Here is a 21364-nt window from a genome sequence, read left to right as displayed (position 1 = left end):
TAAAAGAATACAACGAATCACAAACTACGAAAAACGAACAAATACCCGCTAAAGCGGGAACTACCAACACGTGAAGTGACTGTGGACACTGGGCGTCCGACCGGCTTTAACTATAACACGGTACGGTAACACATTAACACGCTTTTTTAACTTGAACACATGAACACCATAACACACTAACACTTTTGAGGTTTTTATGAATTTCCCAATCACCCGCATGCGCCGCTTACGCAAAAACGAAACCATCCGCCGGATGTTCAGAGAAACTCACATTTCACCGGACGATTTTATCTATCCGATCTTTGTCCGTCCAGGCGAAGGCATAAAGAACGAAATCCCCAGTATGCCGGGGCAATATCAACTGTCTATCGATGAAGCTGTGAAGGTCAGCCAGGAAACTTTCGATCTTGGTGTCCCGGCGATTATCCTCTTTGGTATTCCGGAGGAAAAAGACGAAATCGGCTCAGAAGCATATGCCAAAGATGGTATCGTCCAGCGGGCGCTCCGGGAGATCAAGGAAGCAGTGCCGGAACTCTACCTCATCACCGACGTCTGCATGTGCGAGTACACGGATCACGGGCACTGCGGCGTCATCGAGAACCAGGATGTCGCCAACGATCCCACACTGGAGCTGCTCGCCAAAGAGGCGCTGAGCCACGCCGAAGCCGGCGCCGACATGGTCGCGCCGTCGGATATGATGGACGGACGTATCGGCTACATCCGCGAAGCGCTGGATGAGAATGGCTTCGACGACATTCCAGTGATGGCATATTCTGCCAAGTTTGCCTCGAATTATTACGGTCCGTTCCGGGATGCCGCGGAATCACCGCCGCAGTTTGGCGACCGCCGGTCCTACCAGATGGATCCGCCAAATGCCGATGAAGCACTCCGCGAAGTGGAACTGGACATCCGGGAAGGCGCAGACATTGTGATGGTGAAGCCGGCGCTTCCGTATCTGGACATCATCCGACAAGTAAAGGATACCTTCGCAATGCCGACAGCGGCTTACAATGTCAGCGGTGAATTTGCCATGATTAAAGCCGCAGCACAGAACGGCTGGGTGGACGGGGACAAGGTAATGCTGGAAACTCTGACGTCCATCAAGCGCGCCGGGGCGGATTTGATTTTGACGTACTTTGCTCAGGAGGCGGCGAGACTTTTAAACGGATAGGTATGGGGGAATAGGGTATAAGGTATAGGGGGAAATCCTGAAACCGGAAAAAATGTTAGTTGTTCGTGGTTCGTTGTTTGTTGTGAAAAAATATCGAGCCGTAAAGATCAATGGAAACTTATACAAGTAGCATTTTCTTCTCAGGTCAACGAACTACAAACCACTAACAACCAACAGAATGGCCCTCTAAAGAGGGGACTACCAACCAGTTCTCACAACTTTCAAACCACAACATTGTCAAAACGTAATACGCAGTGCGTAATGCGTTTTTCACATCTGAATTCACCTGCGGCGAATCACATCTCACTATCTTTGACCGGAGACTGATGGCTCTGGGCCCTCAACCGCAGTAACAGTACCCCACTGAATTCTTGACACTCACCCTAAAAATTTCCAAATTGGTTCCATAATGAAACCGGCATAAAGGTGAGGGCCTTTCTTCATGAAAAATATCACGGTAAAAAATATTCCTGATGACCTGTACGAGAAGATCCGGGATCATGCCAAATCCCATCGACGCAGCGTAAATAAAGAGATCATTCATTGCTTATCACAGGCTGTGGAAGCACGGCCGTTCGATCCCGAGGAACATCTGGAAAGCGCGCAAAAATTTCGGCAACGAACGGAGTCTCACACCCTGACCCCAAAAGAAATTGCCGATGCTAAAGCACACGGCCGCCCATGATCGTTGTCGACACGAATGTTATCGCCTATTTTTACCTGCATTCTGTCAAAACCGAAAGCGCACAAGCCTTACACCGGTTGGATCACGAATGGGGCGTGCCGATACTCTGGCGGAGCGAGTTTCGCAGTATTCTGACAATGTATATCCGGAAAGAAATTCTCGATTTGAACCAATCGCTGGAGATATTCGAGCTGGCGCAAAACAGATTCCATGGACTGGAATATAGTGTTGACACCGCATCGATACTGCAACTCGCAAGTCATTCGGATTGCTCCGCCTACGATTGCGAATTTGTGTCTCTGGCCAAAGATGTCGGGGCGCCCCTGGTCACGGAGGACCAACAAGTACTCGACGCATTTCCTGAAATTGCGTTTTCTATCGGTCAATATTTAAAAATGAACGAGGAGGAGTTGTAAATATGTCACGAAACGCACAACTATTCGAGCAGGCGAAAAAGTCGATTCCAGGCGGTGTGAATTCCCCGGTGCGAGCGTTCGGCTCGGTGCCGATGGATCCACCCTTTATCAAATCCGGACGCGGTTCACTTCTCTGGGATGAAGACGGGAATGAATACGTGGATTACGTTGGTTCCTGGGGACCAATGATCCTGGGCCACGCCGATCGCGAGGTGATGGAATACGTAAAAATCGTGATGGATAATGGCCTGAGTTTCGGGGCACCAACTGCCCTGGAAACGAAACTCGCCAAAGAAATTATTAAAATAGTCCCATCGATTGAGAAAGTCCGGATGGTCAACTCCGGGACCGAAGCGACGATGAGTGCTATTCGGCTGGCGCGCGGCTATACCGGCCGGGATAAAATTATCAAATTCGAGGGCTGCTATCACGGTCATGGAGACAGTTTTCTCATCAAGGCCGGCTCCGGCGCGTTGACGCACGGACAGCCGAATTCACCGGGAGTTACGAAAGGTACTGCCAAAGATACGCACATTGCCCAGTTCAATGACCTCGATTCGGTGCAGGCGCTCCTGCGGGATCATGGCGGAGACGCCTTCGCCGCGATTATCGTGGAGCCGGTGGCCGGTAACATGGGAACGATTCCGCCAAAGACCGGATTCCTGGAAGGGCTTCGTTCCTTCTGTGATAACAATGACATCGTGCTCATTTTTGATGAGGTCATGACCGGGTTCCGGGTTGCACTCGGTGGCGCCCAGGCCCGTTACGGCGTGATGCCGGATCTCACGACACTCGGTAAAATCATCGGTGGCGGGATGCCGGTGGGCGCTTACGGCGGCAAACAGGAGATTATGGAGCACGTATCACCAACTGGCCCGGTGTATCAGGCGGGAACGCTCTCCGGTAATCCGGTGGCCATGGCTGCGGGACTTAAAACGCTCCAACTCATCCAGAGCGAAATGGTATACGAAGGCCTCGAAGAGATCTCCAATCGTCTGGAAATGGGGATGCTTGAAAACCTGGAAGAGACCGGCGTACCGGCAACAATCAATCGGGTCGGCTCTATGTTCTGCCAGTATTTCAGTGACAATCCGGTGGAAAACTTCGAGGATGCCAGCAACGCGGACCGGGACAAGTTCAATACATACTTCGTGGAGATGATGAACAGCGGCATCTACATCGCGCCGTCGCCGTTCGAGGCCGGATTTGTCTCTCTGGCACACACAGAGGCAGATATCGACCGGACGCTGGAAGCGCACCGGAAGGCGCTTGAGGCGATTGGCTGATTTTTTCTTTCCAGTTTTGTGTTGATACAAAACAGGTGAAAAAATCAAGGCGGTGCTTTCCATTTTGACCGCTTAGCGACTCGTTCCGGAACAGAACCAGAAACTCGTCCGGCTGCCGCCGGACTCAGACAGTCTGGTTCTGTTTGCCTCTACTCGTCGAAGCGGTACCCAAAATGAATAGCAAGGCCAATAATAAACTGCTTTGACGTTTTCGAAAACTTCGCTGTCTGAACGCCCCTAGAAATATCTACCTGAGCATTGATTTTGATCACCGTCATCATAAATGGGAAAGCCATTAATTACGGAGGCGTGAGCTCGAAGTTTTCTTGATTTTTTCTGTCCCCTTTTTCATCAAGGAAAAAGGGGACATTCAACCAGTGTTCTTATTTTTTTCGCTGAGATCAGGTTGAGGCCACCTTGCCGTGGAGCGTCACTCAATATTAAGTGAGGCACAGATTTAATTTTCTTTCATTTTGTCTTGATACGCTTGTGCGGGCTTGTATGGAATACTTGGACATTAATACCTGGACACTAAAGGATGTAAAAAATTAAGGCGGTGCTATCCATTTTGACCGTTTCACAATTCGCTCCGGGCCAGAACCGGAACTCAGTCGCTGCGCTCCTTCAGACAGCCGGTTCTGGCTATCCGTCACTCATCGCAACGGTGCCCAAAATAAATAGCGAGGCCGTTGGGAACCGGACTCTTTGCTTTTAAAACGGAAACTCAGTGTCTGAGCACCCGAGTTGAGGGCGATAAGCCAAACATGAATTCCAAATATTCTTATGAAAGGACATCATTGATATAACAAGTGCGAGTTCTGAGTTTCTCCAGTAGGGATCTCTACGAGGCTACCCGTTTTTCCCCGGAAGGGATCCCTATGGGATATCAAGAAAAAACGGGTATTCAATAGTGCGATTATTCTTTTCTAACCTGTATTATTCATAAAAAGATCTTCGGAATTGTGCATTGAAGTACTGACCGGATGTATGGTATGAATGGGCAGTACTCCGCTGCCAAAATATTCGTGGGTAGAGACACGCCATGGCGTGTCTCTACAAATCGTTGATTCTGAACAACTAAGCGCGATATTTTTTATCACAAGTCCACGAGTTTATGAATAATTCAGGCTAATTATTTTAATGCATTTCTACAAACCCGCTACGCACCGGCGGAAGCGTGTGCACACTAAAAGATGAAAAAAATCAGGCTGCCAAATTAAAGAAAAACCCGCATCTCCTGTTGTACCTCACCATCCCACCTGATACTTTAACCATAAGAGATGTTCACTCTGTTCACCCGTCACCGGATGAGGTGAAATCATGAGAAGATTTTTATCATTGGTATTCAGTTTATTCATTGCAGTGGTTTTCCTCCCAGAGATGTCGGGAGCTGTTCCACCGGATACGCCAGATTGGTCCCCTCCACGTTTTGACGAGCGCCAAAGTGAGCGTCATAAGATGGTAGCAAATCAAATCGCCGCCAGAGGTGTGAACTCCAAAGCCGTTCTTGACGCGATGCGCCATGTGCCCAGACACCTGTTTGTTCCAAAGAGTCAGCGATCAAATGCCTACCGGGATCGGCCGCTGCCCATCGGACACGGACAGACTATTTCTCAGCCGTATATCGTGGCGTACATGACGGAAATACTGAACCTCTCTCCCGACGAGAAGGTGCTGGAAATTGGAACCGGAAGCGGATATCAGTCCGCGGTGCTCTCGGAGATCACGCCACACGTATACACCATCGAAATCATTGAAGCGCTGGGACAACAATCGAAAGAACGATACGACAAACTCGGCTACGACTCCATCCATGTAAAAATTGCCGACGGCTATTATGGCTGGGAGGAACCTGCCCCGTTCGACGCTATCATCGTGACCGCAGCTGCCGGACACGTCCCACCGCCACTACTGAAGCAGCTGAAGGCGGATGGCGTCATGGTCATTCCGGTGGGCAGCCCGTACGTGACTCAGACCCTGATGAAGGTCACCACGGGCGAGGACGGAAAGATGCGCACTGAAAGCCTGATGCCGGTGCGGTTCGTCCCGATGACGGGGGAGGCGCTGGAAAACGAATAGCACGCTGTCCCCGACAAATCGGGGATCGCAGAAACAACGGATAACCGCGGATTTCAGACAGGAAGGAAAATATGATATAGGGTATAAGGTATAATGGGTAATGCCCTAATTTTCACGGGGTCTCTTAATCCTAATTATACTCTTACTCTTAATCCGGATGAATTCTGCCGATAAAAGAAGGTCATTTCAGTTCAACCGATATACACTCCTCTCCATCTTCCTCGTGTCTGTGACGCTGGTGGGACTTCAGCTCTTTCTCATGCGGGCGCTTTCCGTGGTGCGGTATCACCACTTCTCGTATCTGGTGATCAGCACGGCATTGCTGGGTTTTGGCGTGAGCGGGACATTTCTCGCGTTTTTCTATGAGCGAATGAAATCCCGGTTTGCGTTTTGGGTTCCGCTTTTCTACTTGGTCTTCCTGATCTCAATTCCAGTGAGCTATCTCGCCGCTCAGTCGTTACCCATTGACACACGATATGTCCTGTTCAGCGCCCGCCAGCAACTGTTGATGCTGCTCTACAACCTGCTGATACTCCTGCCGTTTTTCTTCGGCGCGGTAATTGTTGGCGCGGCAATCTCCTATTTTCGCAAAGAAGTTTCCACGCTGTACGCAGCAGATCTCCTGGGAAGCGGAATCGGCGGTATGTTGGCGGTTTTGGCTATGTTTTTTATCCCGGCGATTGCCCTGCCCCTGAAACTTGCGCTCACCGTTCTGATTGGTTTGCTATGCTTGATATTCTCAAGTCCGGTAAGCTTTTTCGGGGAGCGGAAACCGTTCACATTCTTCCTCCTCGGAGCCGGGATTATCGTTACCGGGATTTCGGTGTTTCTCCATCCATTGGAGACGGTCGACCAGTACAAAGCGCTGGCGAATTTCCAAAGATTGGAAGCGCAGGGAGATGCAACCCCTCTGATTCAGGAGCCCGGTCCACGGGCGCGGATTGATGTGTATCAATCGGAAAGGGTGCATCAGACGTTGTTCGCCGGACTCCAATCTCAGGCAATGCCTCCTGCCCAGTTCTCCCTGCTCATGGACGGAGGAATGGCCGGCACCATTTTTACCGTCGATAGTCTGGATGAAACTGCAATCCTGGATTACACGCCCCAATCGGTTCCGTATCGATTGACGGAAAATCCGAAGGTACTGCTCCTTGGTGAAGTTGGCGGGACGAACGCCTGGCTTGCGCGGCGGTTCGGCGCCGAATCGATCACGGTAGTACAGACCAATCCGCAGTTGACGAATTTAATGAAAAATGAATTCGCAGGGGAGTCGGGGCGGATATATCTGAAGGGGAACGTCACGGTAATCAACGAGGATCCAAGGCTGTTTCTGGAGCAGACCGAGGAACAGTACGACATCATCCAGATTGCGGGTGTGGAGGGAATGTCCGCTGGTGTGAGTGGATTGCAGTCGCTACACGAGAATTACCTGTTGACGGTTGAGGGTATTGCGCAGTGTATTAAGCGATTAACACCGGACGGACTCCTAAGCATCACACGAGGAATCCAGTCACCGCCCAGGGATAATATCAAGATCTTTGCCACGTTTTACGAATCTCTGGAGTCATCCGGAGTCGAAAGTCCGGAATATCATATGCTGCAGAGCCGAAATTACCTGGCGGCGAATACGATTCTGGCAAAGTCGCGAATTTCAACGGAGCAGATCACCGCATTCCGCGCGGTCTGCGATTCGCTGATCATGGATGCGGGCTGGTTTCCCGGGATCTCCGGAGCGGCGCTGGAGCAGCGAAACAAAATAGCGGGGCCGGAAGGCGAGTCGTATTCTTATCTGCATCACGCTGCCGGACGGATAATCGCCGGAAATGCCAAACAATTTTATCAGAATTGGGCGTATAACGTGCGTCCCGCCACCGACGAGCAGCCGTACTTTTTCAACTTCTTTAAGTGGAGTTCTGTGGATCAATTTATGGAAACCTACGGCAGACAGTGGCTCCAGCGACTGGAGCTTGGGTACGCGGTGCTGGTTATTACACTCATCGAGGTTTCCCTCATCGCGTTTGTGCTCATCCTGCTGCCGCTCTTCTTCCGGAACCGGTCGCTGCCACTGAACCGAACGTCCGGCTGGACGCTCCTTCACTTCGCCGGCATCGGATTCGGCTTTATGTTCCTGGAGATGGTCTATATTCAGCGGTTCACCAAGTTTATGGGCGATCCGATTTATAGTGTAGCGGCGGCGCTCACCGCTATCCTGGTATTCGCAGGTTTGGGAAGTGCATCCCAGCGACGTATCAACATGCCGGCCGCCAGGCGAATCCAGGCCGCCGGGATTGGTTTACTTGCCATCGCAGGACTCTATCTGCTGGGACTGGATTCCTTCCTGAACCTATTTATCGGATTCGGAACCGCAGTCCGCTTCCTTGTGACGTTTATCGCCCTGTTTCCGCTGGCCTTCTGCATGGGATGGTTCTTTCCCGCCGGCATCGAAATCCTGGAAAACCGGAGCGAACCGCTTATTCCCTGGGCGTGGGGGATCAACGGATTTGCCTCGGTGGTGGCCGCGCCGCTGGGTGTGATGCTATCCATGGAGTTCGGGTTTACGGTGACGATGGGGATTGCGCTGGGGTGTTATGGGATTGTGGTGGTGGCGTCTATCTTTTGGAATAAAAGCTGTTATCTTTGATGCTTTGACTTCACCTTTGTGATTTTTTTATGTAAGTGCCCTTTTGCCTTGATGCGCTTGTGTGGAACATTTGCACGCTAAAAGGGCCTAAAAATTAATTGCAAGGCCATATACAAGCGGTGTTTTTGTTTCACCCGGAAACTCAGTGTTTGAGCACCCCGACAGAAAACAATTATTATTTACTAATATTACAAGGTATTTGTGAAAGACCAATTTTCGACATACGGGTGCGAGTTCTGAGCTTCCTTGATTTTTTCTGCCCGTTTTTTTATCAAGAAAAAACGGGCAATGTAAGTAGAATTATTACTCACTCTTGTGTAAGGAACCTGGTATTTCCTATATATTTACAAAAGACGAGATTGCCTTGGTGGTGAATAGCTTGTCATAAAGATGTACGGGAGAGTTCTGAGTTTCTCCCGTGGGAATATCTTTGAGGCTTGCATGATGAGTGAACAACAGCTTTGTTCTTTCATCCTTTTGTCTTGATACAAAAGGATGTAAAAAAATCAAGGCGGTGCTATCCATTTTGACCGCTTAGCAACTCGTTCCGGAACAGAACCAGAAACTCGTCCGGCTGCCGCCGGACTCGGACAGTCTGGTTCTGTTTGCCTCCACTCGTTGAAGCGGTGCCCAAAATGAATAGCAAGGCCGCTGGGTACCGGGTTCTTTGCATTTAACCCGGAAACTCAGTGTTTGAGCACCCAAATTGATGGCGATATATCAAATTCGAGTTCCAAATAGTATTATGAAAGACCATCCATCAAAAGAGCAGTGCGAGTTCTGAGTTTCTCCCGTAAGGATCTCTTGGAGGCAGGCCTTTTTTGGTACTTTTGGGGCTGGCCAAAAGTACCAAAAAATAGATGCTGTTTTGAAATCAATTTCATGTAGTTTGCAGTTTGCCCTACAGGAAAAATCTCGGTATTTTTTACCACAAATTTTCGGAGCACCAAAATGAAAATCACGGAGGTCACATAACATGCCCGTTTACGAATTCTACTGCCCGGACTGTCACACGGTTTACAGCTTCTGGTCCCAGCGAATTAATACTGATAAAATCCCCGGCTGCCCCAAGTGCGACCGGGAGGAACTGAAGCGCATGGTCTCCAAATCCGCCATAATTTCCGGCGGCGCCGGTGAGGGCGACGACGAGTTCGGGGATCTGCCCATCGACGAATCCAAGATGGAGGAGGCGATGATGTCCCTGGCCTCGGAGGCAGAGAATATGAACGAAGACGATCCCCGCTCTATGGCGCAGTTCATGCGGAAATTCGCCGATAAAACAGGCCTCAAATACAACGAGCAGATGGAAGAGGCTCTCGGCCGCCTTGAAGCCGGCGAGGATCCCGATAAAATTGAAGAGGAGATGGGCGACATGTTCGACGAGGATGAGATGCCGTTCGAGTTCAAGGGGAAGAAAGGCATCCAGCCGAAGGTGCGGCCGCTGAGGCGCGATCCGGAGTTGTACGACCTGTAGAAGAACCAAGAACCAAAGAAAACCGATAGAGTTTACCACGAAGTCTCAAGGACGTGAAAAAATATTGTCCACGAAGAGACAGGAATGAACACGAATTACGGAATGAACCACCGTAAGGCAGAAATATTTAAAGTATCTGAAAACACCACAGTACTACCGCCAACCCTTGTATTCCTGAGGGACTGGGCGAGGCGCGCTGGATTTCAGGACATGATAAATCGCATACATACATTGCCCCTGGACGTACCCAAGGAGGAACGGCAGATGCCCCTCTCCGATATTCTGTTTTTCATACGTCTTGATGCGAAACAGCGTGCCTGCTGATGAGGCCGCGGTAGCTTCGACAACCCACACCAGGTCGTCCCTCGCGCCTCACCGTACTTGATTGTTTGGGGGAATACCCGGATCCCACCAATTAATTGGTGGGCTAATTGCGACCGCCCCTTCGGGGCTCAATTATCGGTTTTCATTTATTTGATATTAAATTGGTGTACACCCCTCTTGCTTTTTTACGGTTCATTAATTCCTGTTCACGACTTTTAAAGGACGCGCCAACCCATATTAACTATCCCCTTTTCACGATTGCTGTATATTTTTTGCATCACGATTCTCCCTATTCCCAATTCCACATATCCGATATCATCACGAATGCCTGGAGACGTCCGCTTGTTCGTACAATGGCGTCTCCGTCGGCTGTCATTCTCCCATATCTTCGTTACTTTTTGCCTATTAGTGACTTCCGTCTTTTTGTTGTTTATCACTATTCATATTGCGTGAACCGCAATCCACAGATATATTTCGATTACCAATAACACCGGAGTTCCAACCATGAAATACCTCTATGCGTTTCCAGTAATACTGGTGCTGTGCTGCCTTACAGTCACGGCAACGGGTCAAACCACTGCCGCAGATACTATACCCTCCGATTCCCTGAATCCGCAAGGAATTTACGAAAATCTGTTGCGTTCCGCTTTCCGTGACGGATCCATCGATGAGAATGAGCGGTATCTGCTGCGGACTCTCCAGTCCTCTCTTCATCTACCGGACAATCTGGTTACCCGGCTCGAAAACGACATCATCCGAAATCAACCTGACCGGTTAGACCAGTCCGGCCGCTGGCCGGTCGTCCTCCAAAATATTGCTATCGGCAGCGGATTGTACGGCTGGACGATTCCGTTTGTCCTGGATGCCGAGAATCCCAAGTGGTATGTCGGGACGGAAATGCTTTCAATCGGCGGTGCATTTTATTTGACCTACCAGTACACAAAAAATATGAACATACCGTACAGCCGTGCCCAGATGATGCGAGGCGGATCGGTGCTGGGACTACGATATGGCTATTTAGTCAATGATGTCTTCGAATTATGGCCTTCCGAAGTTGACCTTTTTACCAACAGTTCCAAGGGCTGGGCTGTGTCGTTAATGGCTTCTGTTCCGGCTGGGATATGGGCTGGAGATTACCTGTATAAACAGTGGAAGCCGAGTCATGGCCACTCCTGGGCACTCAGTCTGTGGGGCGAATTAGGAGGCTATGCTTCAAGGAACCTGCACCGTATTTCGGCCGGCACAGAAGACAAACCAGAGCAATGGGAATATGAAGAATATAACCCCTGGTCAGGCCAATACATTTTTCATGAGCAAGAGTATAATCAGGCTCTTCAAAAATATCAGGAATGGAAACGCACCGATGCACTCATGGAGATGGCCGGCTATCCACTGGGTATTTACCTGGGACACCGGTACTTCGGCGACCGGAATTATACGTTCGGTGACGCCCTTATGCTCTACGAGGGACGGTTGCTTGGCCTGATGTACGCAGGGTTACTTTCGGAGATTGCAGATATCGATTTGGAGTCCTCGCTTAGCCTGACAATGAGAACAGTCGGAAGTTTGGGTGGTGCCTTTCTGATGGATCGGTACATTTCCAAAGATGATTACCAGTTTGGAGAGGCGGTACTTATGGCACTGGGTACAGGTTCCGGTATGGCGTTCAGCCTTGGTACCGCCGCTTTGACTTCTATCAACGACGGAAAGGTTATCTCTGCAATGGTTATGGCCGGTGGCGCCGGCGGTTTCTTTCTGACGCGCTCCATCCTGGATGTCAGCAGAGATGGCACCTACTCTACTCTTGAATCCCGGAAATCATTTGATGTGATTCCCTCTTTTTCTGTCGTGCCGGTTCGGGACGAAAACAACCGCACAGCGTTTCTTTCCATGATTCAGGCAGAAATTCGTTTTTAACTAAACCGAAAGAACCAAGAGCTAAGAAAAAAGAGCCAAAGAAAACCGAAAAAATTTGCCGCGAAGGCTCAAAGACACGAAGAAATAACTGTCAGTTGATTACACAGATAACAACTGAAAAACCTATCCGTGACTATACACGAATTACGTGGGAGATAAAAAAATGCATGCAAAATTTTCCCGAGCTCTCTAGTCTGACTCCCACGGGGTTGACATATTTGTTGGAATTCAACGTAAAATATGGAATTCGGAAAAAAATGATCCCGTCGCCGATCGCTAACAGCGTCGGTGACGGTAGTATTCATACGAACGATTGAAAATGTTACATAAAGACCTTTTCAGAGGTCGAATGGCCCTGAAAGGGTCATTTGTCTTATGCAATTGACGAATGTGCCCATTGATGGGTACGCATGGTTTTTCATCCAGCCCCAAAGGGGCGTTCTTTTTTCCTTATTCCGTAATCCCTATTCCTTTTTTCCAATAATTATCACGAATTCCTGAAGCCGCCTGTCATTCCCCCGGTTGTGTATTTTTGCCTACTGCTGACTGATTTTCGTTTCACATCTCACGTCTCACATCTCACGGTTTTTTACCTTTTGAACCAACCCCGGCATATACTATCTTAACCGCGTTATGGGCTATTCATTGGAACAGTTGGGCTGGAACGACTTTTTCGCCTCCGAATTCGCGGAGTTCGAATCCCGGGGATTTGAGCCGGGACGAATTGCAATCGAGAATCGGGATAATTATCTGGTAATGTCAGCAGACGGGGAATTGGATGCGCAGATCACTGGCCGGCTCATTTATTCGGCAGAATCGGCGGCGGATTATCCCAAGGTTGGCGATTGGGTGGCGATCTCCGTGATGGGTGACGAGGGCAAAGCCATCATCCACGACATCCTGCCGCGACAGACAACGTTTACCCGCAGAGCCTCGGGGAAACGGACGGAATTACAAATCATCGGCGCAAACCTGGATCACGTGTATGTGGTGCAGAGTCTGGACGGCGACTTCAGTCCGAATCGCCTGGAGCGCTACCTGGTGATGATCCGGGAGAGCGGCGCTCAGCCGGGCATCATACTGAACAAATCGGACCTGGCTGAAGATTTATCGGATAAGAAAGACGCAGCTCAGGACATCGCTGGGACGGTGCCGTTGTTTGTGGTGAGTGCTAAAACGGGCAACGGAATCGACGAACTGGCATCTGCGATTCAGCCGGGCGAGACGATTGCGCTGGTGGGATCGTCGGGCGTGGGCAAGTCGACGATTATCAATGCGCTGCTCGGTGAGGAGCGCCAGAAGACCCAGGAGGTGCGCGAGTTCGACTCCAAGGGGCTCCACACCACGACCCGGCGGGAACTGATCCTGGTGCCGGATGGCGGACTGATTATCGATACGCCGGGGATGCGGGAGTTTCAACTGTGGTCCGGCGGGGGGATGGAGGAGGTGTACGACGACATCCTGGATCTGGCGGCAGAGTGCAAATTCAATGACTGCACGCATACGCACGAGGTGGAGTGTGCGGTGCTGGCAGCGGTGGAGTCCGGCGAGATTCCGGAGTCGCACTACGAGAATTACCTGAAACTCCAGAAGGAATTAGATTACCTGGAATCCAAACAGGACGAAGCGGCCCGCCGCGAGCGCGAGGAGTACTGGAAACAGATCTATAAGGATGTGAAGGAGATGAAGAAGCACCGGAAGAAGTTGCGGTGAGAAAAAACAAATAGCACGCTGTCCGCCTTCGGCGGATCGCAGAAACAGCAGATAACCACGGATTAAACTAAAATTTAATTGTACAAACGATATATCTGATCAATAACTATCGTAATTTCATCTTCTGTAGTAAATCTTCTAAATGAACTGATTAATTAGCTTGCAGAAATACTATATCACGGTGGTATTCAAGATATGGTTGGTGCCTATTAGAAATCTTAAGATTTAAATCAGATTTTATTCCCAATGAAGCCGGTTTTTGGAAAAACTCTGAAATTATAATGCTACCATTCTTTTTGAAAGATATGAAGCCTTTATCAAAAGCTTTATCAAGATTTGGAATCAATAACAGGCCGTTGAACACATCCATACGCTCTTTGTTATCGGAACTTCTCCATGGTTTAATGTGTGAAGCGACTAATAATTTAGAGGATTGATAGCCGGTTACTGCACATCTCTGCCAGTAATCCATCAGACTTTTTCTGAAAACGCCCTGACCCAGACGGGATTTAATAAGACTGTCTTTTTCAGTTTCAGAAACAGAATCATCATTTGATACTTTGTCTATATCCTCTTCAATTTCATTTTGGATAGCTATCAGGTATTCTGAGTACCTGTTTAATGCAGCGCTGTACATCTGATGTCCATCAGTATTTCTTTCCAGAAAAATCTCAAGTTCTTTAATCCTATTGGAAAGTGATTCAAACTCTTCAGGATCATTGACATCAATTAGGTTTGACTTTACTATTCCAGCCTCTTCTGCCCAACCAGAAATTGATCCGTATACGGCACTTTCATATTTCTTTGCTGAAATTGGTTTTCGTCCAGTAGATATGAGCCAGTTTTTGAAGGTCAATTTTAATCTTCCTTTATCGACTCTATGAATTTTACAGTTTCGTCAAGATCCCATGTTGTAATTCCAGTACGGAAAAAATAAGATCCAAATTTACCCAGTATTTCATTTGTAAGTTCATCACTTAATGTTATCTGAAGATCGTAACTAGACAGTAATTCTTCCTTTGCTATCATTGAATAAGATCCAATTTTTATTAAGCCGCCAACAAAAAAAGGGGACCTAACTAAGTATCTGTCATAACCTGAATATTCAGGATTATCAGTAATAGCATTAAGAATTTTACCTTTCTGAGTGTTACTTGTCGTCTTATCTGGAAATTTTTCTGTATCAATATTACATACTAAAATTTCTTGAGGATCTTTATTAGCAAGGTCACATCTGGGTGTCATTACTAATAAATGCTCGTTTTTTTCTTGGCTAAAAAAGATATCTCCAGTTACAATCTTTTGATCATTAATTCTTTTCACATAGTGCTCAACCGGATTAAGGTATTCCTCATCTCCTTCATTTTCTGATAACTGAAGCACGGTTAAAAGTGACCTTAAGGCAATTCTCTTAAAGACCTTTTCAACCCTTTCTTTAGATTCTTTGACATCCTCTTCAGCAACAGTGTTAATTATTTCTTCTATTTGCTTGTTATTTGTGAATTGAGATATAAAAGATTTATTTAATTCATTATGAAAATCTTTTTCAATTTTTCCACCCGGGCTAAATACGTCTAAAAATCCAGATTCATCAAAAAGCTTGATCAGCCTGAGTATTTCGTCTGGCCCATTTGCTTTATCAATTTTAAACACAGTTCCATGGGTTTCAAATTGTTCCTCAATAGCTTCTAAAAACCCGCTGTAAATGAAAATAGGAATACTAACCGTAGAAAAACTATCCTCTACAGAGTCCAGAAATTCTGCATCACCTTTGTGTAGTTCTTCTTTACCGGGCTCAGAACTTAATAAGTCAAAGACCAATGCCTTTAGAGAATTTTTATGCTCTTCAATAAGCTTATAAAATTCATCTTTTGTTTGGCAAGTGACTAAATCAAGATTAATACCGGACTGATCGAATAGCCCTTTAAAATCTTGAAGAATTTTTTCATCGTTGTCTAAATGAATTATTGTACCCAAATTATTCACTTTCTTGCTTTTTTATTATAAATACCGGTCCATTTTTTCGATTCTCAGCTGTTATGTCCCAATCATTTTTACTGAGAATACTTTGCGTGTAAGAAAGGCCTAATCCGGTTGCATTTTTCTCTTTTCTGGTTGTGACACCATATTCAAAAATATCTTCTATAATATCTTCTGATATAAGCGGTCCTGTATTACCTACTATTATGTTTCCATTGTCTATTTGAAAATAAATAGTTCCTGGTTCCTCCGACCTTTTTATCCAATAAACGGCATTATTTAAAATATTCAGGAAAGCTATCCAGAAGGGGTATTCATAATCTTTCAGAGTAAAATTTTCAGTTTCTCCAATAAGATTTATACTAATTTCTGCATCCTCAAAATCCGTTTTAAATAAGGTGCATACCCGCAAAAAGGTATCAACAGGTTTGAATTTTTTAGTTCTTGTTCTCCCTATTGCAGGTTGAAGAGAATTTCTTAACTCTGCTAATACATCAGTTGCACTATTCAATGAATTTATATCGTTGAGGAAGATCTCTTTAACCGCCTCAGCAATTTTCTCTTTCTTTAGATCTAAGGAAGATTTCGTAGTTCTCAAAGTTGAAATAGGCTGTACCATCTCATGATACACCAGTTCTATTCCGCTACCAAGAGATGCTAATCGTTCTGAAAATGTTAATGCCTCTTCTAAATTATCCAAAGAAGTCGTAATCTCTTTGACAAATTTTTCTGATTTTTTTCTGGCCTGATCTACATTTTTACTGGATTCAATAGACTTTAGAAACTTATCTATGTTAGGTCTTTTATGTTTACTGGAAGGCACCCTGCCAAGACCATGCTTTAATCGATAGTTATACCTTTTACGTCCTAGGTTTTTGAAAATAACTTTTAAAGTTTCCTTAACCTGAATGAAAGCTGTGTTTTCAAGAAAACCTTCTCTGTTAGTCTTTTCTTCAATCTGATCATTTTCCGGGGAATAGAAAAAGACATAACCAATAATCTGATTGGTATTAACATTTTGACCTGGATTCTGAACTCTCGCTTTAGATAAACCTATCCAGTCTTCGACCTCTTCCCCATATGGCTTTACACCAAATCCATTTTTTGAAACCCTAAGCCCTTGAAATTCTTTAAAAGTACTTCTAAAGGTATTTATATTTTCGAACCCAGCTTTTTCAGATAGTTTTGCCCGATTATCAGATTCTCCCATATCATATACTCGGAAGTCAAAGTAATATTCGCCTGTCTCCATTTCATTTTCAGAATCACTTTCATTATCAAATAATGTCGGCTGATCCTTACCGCGTAAGCTTTTATCTTTAATTTCATTCCGAGAAATTGAAAAAGTTATTTCATGGCCATCTTTTTCAAGTCTGTTGAAGCCAAGATATCCATCAACATCACCTTCGCCAGTAACTTTACCAAAGACCCTGTAATCAAAAACATCAAGTATTGGAATTGGGTCTATATCCTGCCATTCTATTTCAGATTTTTCCTGATCAGGGAGCAAATTGATTCCAAAACTTATTTCAAATGAATCATCTTTTGATGCAATGATTTTCTTCGCATCAATTATTTCTCTTTCTAATAATTCATCCTGGATTTCCGAACTTAAAGTTATCGGAGTAATAAGTGTGGCTAAAGACTTATAGAAATTGGTACTCTTCAGAGAGTGCTCATTTAATTTCTCGTTACTTTCGAGAAAATCTTTCCTGAGAATTTTAACTACCGCTTCATCAAACTCCTCAATCAATATTAATGTGCCTTTCTCAAAATGATCAAGGTCATTTTTTTTCAGAACCTCAAAAAGCTCATCATTTTCATAAGAGTTTCTAATTTCTAGTAACTCCTCATCTCTAAATAAATCTAGGTAGTTCTCAATGCTTGAGCCTGGAAATTTGATATCCTTAAGTAAAGCTTCCTCCTTAAATAATTCCCTGTCTACTGTTATCCAGTTATAATCATCCGAAGGATTTTGTCTTGAAATAACAGTAACAAGCCTGCCCAGGGCCATAGAAGCAAGTCTGCCAATTCCTTTACTACCCAATAAATTTCTTCCATATACAGGACTTTTAACCCCCTCCTTTCGTTTATCACTTACAGAAGGCTTAAGCCAATCACCAAATAGAATAGACTCATCCATCCCATTTCCATCATCAAAAATTAGAGTAAAGGATGATTCTTTTGATTCAGCACTGTGAAAATAAACTTCGCAATTCTTTGCGTCGGCATCATAGGCGTTTTTTACTAATTCATTAATAGCAGTATTGGGTTGCCCAATGAGTTCTTCGCCCATCTGAATAATTGACATTGCCCCTGGAGTAAAAGAATAAGTTGATATCTCTTTATAATTAGTCATCAAAGGACCCTTTTTATTTTGCGTGCTATTTCTTGTGCAAGAATTGGTGGCACAGCATTGCCAATTTGAGTAAATACAGAAGTTCGAGGTCCTTCAAAAAAGTAATCGTCTGGAAAAGACTGAATTCTGGCCGCTTCCCTAACTGAAATAGAGCGTAATTGCTTCTGATCCGGATGAATGTAGTAATGACCATCTTTGGCGATATGAGCTATCATAGTATGAGAAAAACCTTCACCATCAACTACTTTAAAACGATCCAAAAAAGATGAGATATTTTTTTGAGTTCTCATCTCTTCAGGAATATCTGAATTCTTTAACCTCGCACCTCCTTCCCATCTTTCTATAGCCATTCTGTAAATATTCAAATCTCTTTCATTATGAGGGCGGGCAATGTGGTGTGTCAATACATCTATTCCGTTTCGGATATAGGTATTAACATACTCAGATCCTCCTTGTGTGTAGTGATTTCCCGGATCGTAAGACTTGCCTGGTTCAAGGTCTGGTAAATCATTAAATAATTCGTCAATCTTTGTATCGGGTATTTTCTTTTCAAATTCAGGATATGATAAATCTAAGTTTTCTCTCCAACCAATTATGATTACCCGTTCTCTCTTCTGTGGTACGTTAAATTCAGAAGCATCCAATTTTTTATCTTCAAATTCATAGCCCGCATTTTTAAAGCATTCTTTCAGCCCTTCATAATATTTTCCTTCATCTGCCGTATAAATTCCAGGTACATTTTCAAAGATGAACATCTTTGGAGTAAAGTGATCAAGGAATTCACCATATAATTCATATAAATAAATTAATTTTTCGTTTTTTTCTTCAATATAAGCGGAGGCACTAGAGTATGCCTGGCAAGGAGGGCCACCAATTATTAAATCAAGTTCTTCATCCTCAAGCTTCTGGTCAATTAAATTGAAAAGGTCTTCTAAGGTCTCTTCCGATATTTCAGCGTCAATTACCGTATCAAGTATTTCATCAGGTATTAAATCATAGAATTCTTCTCTTGTTATTTCTTGGTTCAGATAACGAATATATTCAGAGATATGATTTTCCTGCTTTAAATAATGAAAGGCAGTCCGGGTTTTAATAGTCTGGCAAGCATGGTGATCTTTTTCAATATGAGCCACAGCTTCAAATCCTTCCCTGTAAAAACCTTCAGAAAGACCGCCGGCACCCGCAAATAAATCTATGTATTTCATTAATTTAAGCTATTCTGAAATAAATTAGTTGTTTAACTTTCTCTAAAATGAACAAACTTAGTCATTTATAAAATAAGAATTTTCAGGATAGTATATGGTTTCTCATCATCCCTCCTACACCAACCTCGACAACCTCTTCACTTTTTCTTTATCGGCGAACCTGGCTTTGGGGTCATAGTTTTTAAAGTGTACGCCAAAGGAATTGAGTCCATCACCTATATCCTCGAGTATTACTTCTCTTGGAATCTTTGCCGAATTCAGGTTATCATCGATCCAGCGACAAATTTCATCACCACTGGGCACAATTCGAATTTTGATCGATACAATTATTTGAGAAAACCCTTCGAAAGTCTCCTTAATATGATAATAAAAATCAGACTCAGAACTAATAACTTTTTAAAGATTTTCTGAGTGTAGCGAGTTTTACCGATAACTCAATAGGAACAAAATCACAGATTTTGGCCATTGAGAGTCGGCATAGGCTTTTCTTGGCAACGAGGGCCACCGATCAAAACCCATTTTTTTTCATTGTTTAATGCAACCCTTATCCTTCGATCGACTTCATCTGGGGTTACTGAACTTTCATCAAATCCAAGCTTGATATTCCAAGCTTCATTTTTTGCTTTTTCTTCCTGCTCAGGCCAAGACTTAAATAATTCTTCTTTATCGATTTCCTGCCGTAAAAACTTGTAATACTCTTCAGGAGCCTTGCCGGGCGCAAACTGGCGGAAAAAACTTCGTAACTCTAACGTTTCGTGAGCATACTCATCCATTTCAATAGAGAGGACTGTATTAAAAAACCGTTCTCCCTCTTCATTCATAACGGAACTAAATCCTTCTCCTAAGCCTCCAGGGCCGGCAAAAATGTCAATAACAGGTATGCTCATTTATTTTCTTCAACCTTATTTGCAATTTCCTGAAGTTTCACTTCCTTTTCCTCTGATTTTAACTCACACTCCCAAACCACGATAACGTTCCACTCCATTTTCCGGAGTTCAGAAATGTTTTCCTCGTCCCTTTCTCTGTTACCGAATAATTTTTCTTTCCAAAATTCCGTTCGGGTTTGCGGAATTTTGAAGTACTCACATCCTTCGTGCGCATGCCAGAAGCAGCCGTGAACAAATATCGCGGTGTTATATTTTGGTAAAACCAGATCCGGTTTTCCAGGCAAATTGTTCACGTGTAACCGGTAACGAAAACCGTAGGAATGCAAAAACTTCCGAACCAGCATTTCGGGTTTAGTATCCTTACCCCGAATCCGGCTCATATTGTAACTGCGGACTTCCGGCTCGTGAACGTCGGTCATTTTAAGTGAGCGTCATCGTTTAAAATGGTACTTTACCAAGTACCATATTTAGGACTCGGTTTACGGGTGTAATATTACCAAGATGTGACTGAAGTACAACAGATAAACTACAGTATTATTCCCTTTGCTTTAAGGTATTGGCCTCGCTTTCAATTTTGTGTACTACTGATATTTTTCAGATTGTATACTGTTTTGTTCATCCGGCCTCCACTACAATTTTGCTTTATCGGCCCATGACTGGAGGATCGTCAGAACCAGCTGTCTGACCGAAGGGAGTTCTGGTTCTGGCCCGGAGGGAATGGGTGCCGATACCGAAATTGTCGTGGCAGCCTTGATTTTTTCTACCCGTTTTGTATCAAGACAAAACGGGTAATAAAGTCAAATTGATATAATTGCTTCCCGATACAATCGATAAACGTTTTTATGAAAACCTAACCTGAATAATTCATGAATTTATCTTTCACTCCAATTTGGGAAATTCCTCACATTCGATAGACAAAGAGTTTGCCACTCTTCGACAGGCTCAGAGTGACTCCTAGAGGCGTCATCCCTCGGAAGAGGCTCCTTCCGGAGCTGAGCTTGTCGAAAGGTAGACGCCGGAACTGGGGCTCAAGCATGGCGAGACCGAAAAACCGACTCTCGTGCTTTTGGAACTTGGCCTTCAAATTAATTTCGCTCTGTCGGCCAACGTCCGACGTAAAGCCAGTATTATCTGTTTGAGAGAATGCAATGACCGAGTTCTGGTTCTGGCCCGGAGGGAATGGGTGCCGATACCGAAATTGTAGTGGCAGCCTTGATTTTTTCGCCC

Annotated in this window: 16 protein-coding genes; 9 read left to right on the top strand and 7 right to left on the bottom strand. The window is 45.3% G+C overall.

The annotated features are described in order from the left end of the window. The first annotated feature begins 196 nt into the window (after positions 1-196). The 7 genes from hemB (at position 197) to K9N57_07560 (ending at position 9752) form a co-directional block, all read left to right on the top strand. The gene (gene hemB / locus K9N57_07590) at positions 197-1171 is read left to right on the top strand and encodes a porphobilinogen synthase (GenBank protein ID MCF7804035.1); all 975 of its coding nucleotides are present in this window, start codon (positions 197-199) and stop codon (positions 1169-1171) included. 442 nt (positions 1172-1613) lie between these two features. Next, a complete protein-coding gene (locus K9N57_07585) occupies positions 1614-1856 on the top strand; it encodes an Arc family DNA-binding protein (GenBank protein ID MCF7804034.1) in 243 nt (80 codons plus the stop codon). Beyond that, entirely contained in the window at positions 1853-2272 is a 420-nt protein-coding gene (locus K9N57_07580; GenBank protein ID MCF7804033.1) for a type II toxin-antitoxin system VapC family toxin, read from the top strand. The genes K9N57_07585 and K9N57_07580 overlap by 4 nt, the downstream gene beginning before the upstream one ends. A 2-nt stretch (positions 2273-2274) precedes the next feature. Then, positions 2275-3558, top strand: coding sequence for a glutamate-1-semialdehyde 2,1-aminomutase (gene hemL, locus K9N57_07575; GenBank protein MCF7804032.1), 1284 nt, complete (start codon positions 2275-2277; stop codon positions 3556-3558). A gap of 1320 nt (positions 3559-4878) precedes the next feature. Then, positions 4879-5637, top strand: a complete 759-nt coding sequence (locus K9N57_07570) for a protein-L-isoaspartate(D-aspartate) O-methyltransferase (GenBank protein MCF7804031.1) — start codon at positions 4879-4881, stop codon at positions 5635-5637. 157 nt (positions 5638-5794) lie between these two features. Beyond that, positions 5795-8278 carry a hypothetical protein gene (locus tag K9N57_07565; protein MCF7804030.1) on the top strand — a complete coding sequence of 828 codons (2484 nt, stop codon included), beginning with the start codon at positions 5795-5797 and terminating at the stop codon, positions 8276-8278. 976 nt (positions 8279-9254) lie between these two features. Next, on the top strand, positions 9255-9752 hold the full coding sequence (locus tag K9N57_07560) for a zinc ribbon domain-containing protein (GenBank protein MCF7804029.1): 498 nt from the start codon (positions 9255-9257) through the stop codon (positions 9750-9752). 153 nt (positions 9753-9905) lie between these two features. Here the strand turns inward: K9N57_07560 and K9N57_07555 are convergent, their stop codons facing one another. After that, positions 9906-10106 (bottom strand): hypothetical protein, encoded by a 201-nt coding sequence (locus K9N57_07555; protein ID MCF7804028.1) that lies wholly within the window; start codon positions 10104-10106, stop codon positions 9906-9908. 474 nt (positions 10107-10580) lie between these two features. Between K9N57_07555 and K9N57_07550 the strand changes: the two genes are divergently transcribed. Both K9N57_07550 and rsgA read left to right on the top strand, forming a co-directional pair. Next, positions 10581-11993 (top strand): hypothetical protein, encoded by a 1413-nt coding sequence (locus K9N57_07550; protein MCF7804027.1) that lies wholly within the window; start codon positions 10581-10583, stop codon positions 11991-11993. 633 nt (positions 11994-12626) lie between these two features. Continuing rightward, the gene (rsgA, locus tag K9N57_07545) at positions 12627-13706 is read left to right on the top strand and encodes a ribosome small subunit-dependent GTPase A (GenBank protein ID MCF7804026.1); all 1080 of its coding nucleotides are present in this window, start codon (positions 12627-12629) and stop codon (positions 13704-13706) included. A 151-nt stretch (positions 13707-13857) separates the two neighbouring features. Here rsgA and K9N57_07540 read toward each other — a convergent pair whose 3' ends face one another. From K9N57_07540 to vsr, 6 genes are all read right to left on the bottom strand, one after another. Continuing rightward, positions 13858-14562: an HNH endonuclease gene (locus tag K9N57_07540; protein MCF7804025.1), complete on the bottom strand. Its 705-nt coding sequence runs from the start codon at positions 14560-14562 to the stop codon at positions 13858-13860. 2 nt (positions 14563-14564) lie between these two features. Further along, positions 14565-15683 (bottom strand): hypothetical protein, encoded by a 1119-nt coding sequence (locus K9N57_07535; protein ID MCF7804024.1) that lies wholly within the window; start codon positions 15681-15683, stop codon positions 14565-14567. A 1-nt stretch (position 15684) separates the two neighbouring features. Further along, complete coding sequence (locus tag K9N57_07530; GenBank protein MCF7804023.1) at positions 15685-18045, bottom strand: ATP-binding protein; 2361 nt, start codon at positions 18043-18045, stop codon at positions 15685-15687. After that, positions 18045-19250 (bottom strand): DNA cytosine methyltransferase, encoded by a 1206-nt coding sequence (locus K9N57_07525; protein MCF7804022.1) that lies wholly within the window; start codon positions 19248-19250, stop codon positions 18045-18047. The genes K9N57_07530 and K9N57_07525 overlap by 1 nt, the downstream gene beginning before the upstream one ends. Positions 19251-19699: 449 nt before the next feature. Beyond that, a complete protein-coding gene (locus K9N57_07520; GenBank protein ID MCF7804021.1) occupies positions 19700-20137 on the bottom strand; it encodes a DNA cytosine methyltransferase in 438 nt (145 codons plus the stop codon). Then, positions 20134-20556, bottom strand: a complete 423-nt coding sequence (gene vsr, locus K9N57_07515; GenBank protein MCF7804020.1) for a DNA mismatch endonuclease Vsr — start codon at positions 20554-20556, stop codon at positions 20134-20136. Before vsr ends, K9N57_07520 begins: the two co-directional genes overlap by 4 nt. Between the last annotated feature and the right edge of the window lie 808 nt (positions 20557-21364).

The organism is Candidatus Neomarinimicrobiota bacterium, assembly GCA_021734025.1.
In the GTDB taxonomy this organism is placed as follows: Bacteria; Fidelibacterota; JAANXI01; order JAANXI01; family JAANXI01; genus JAANXI01.
The sequence above is the reverse complement of the archived record's forward strand: the minus strand, read 5'-3'. Positions and strand labels throughout refer to the sequence as shown.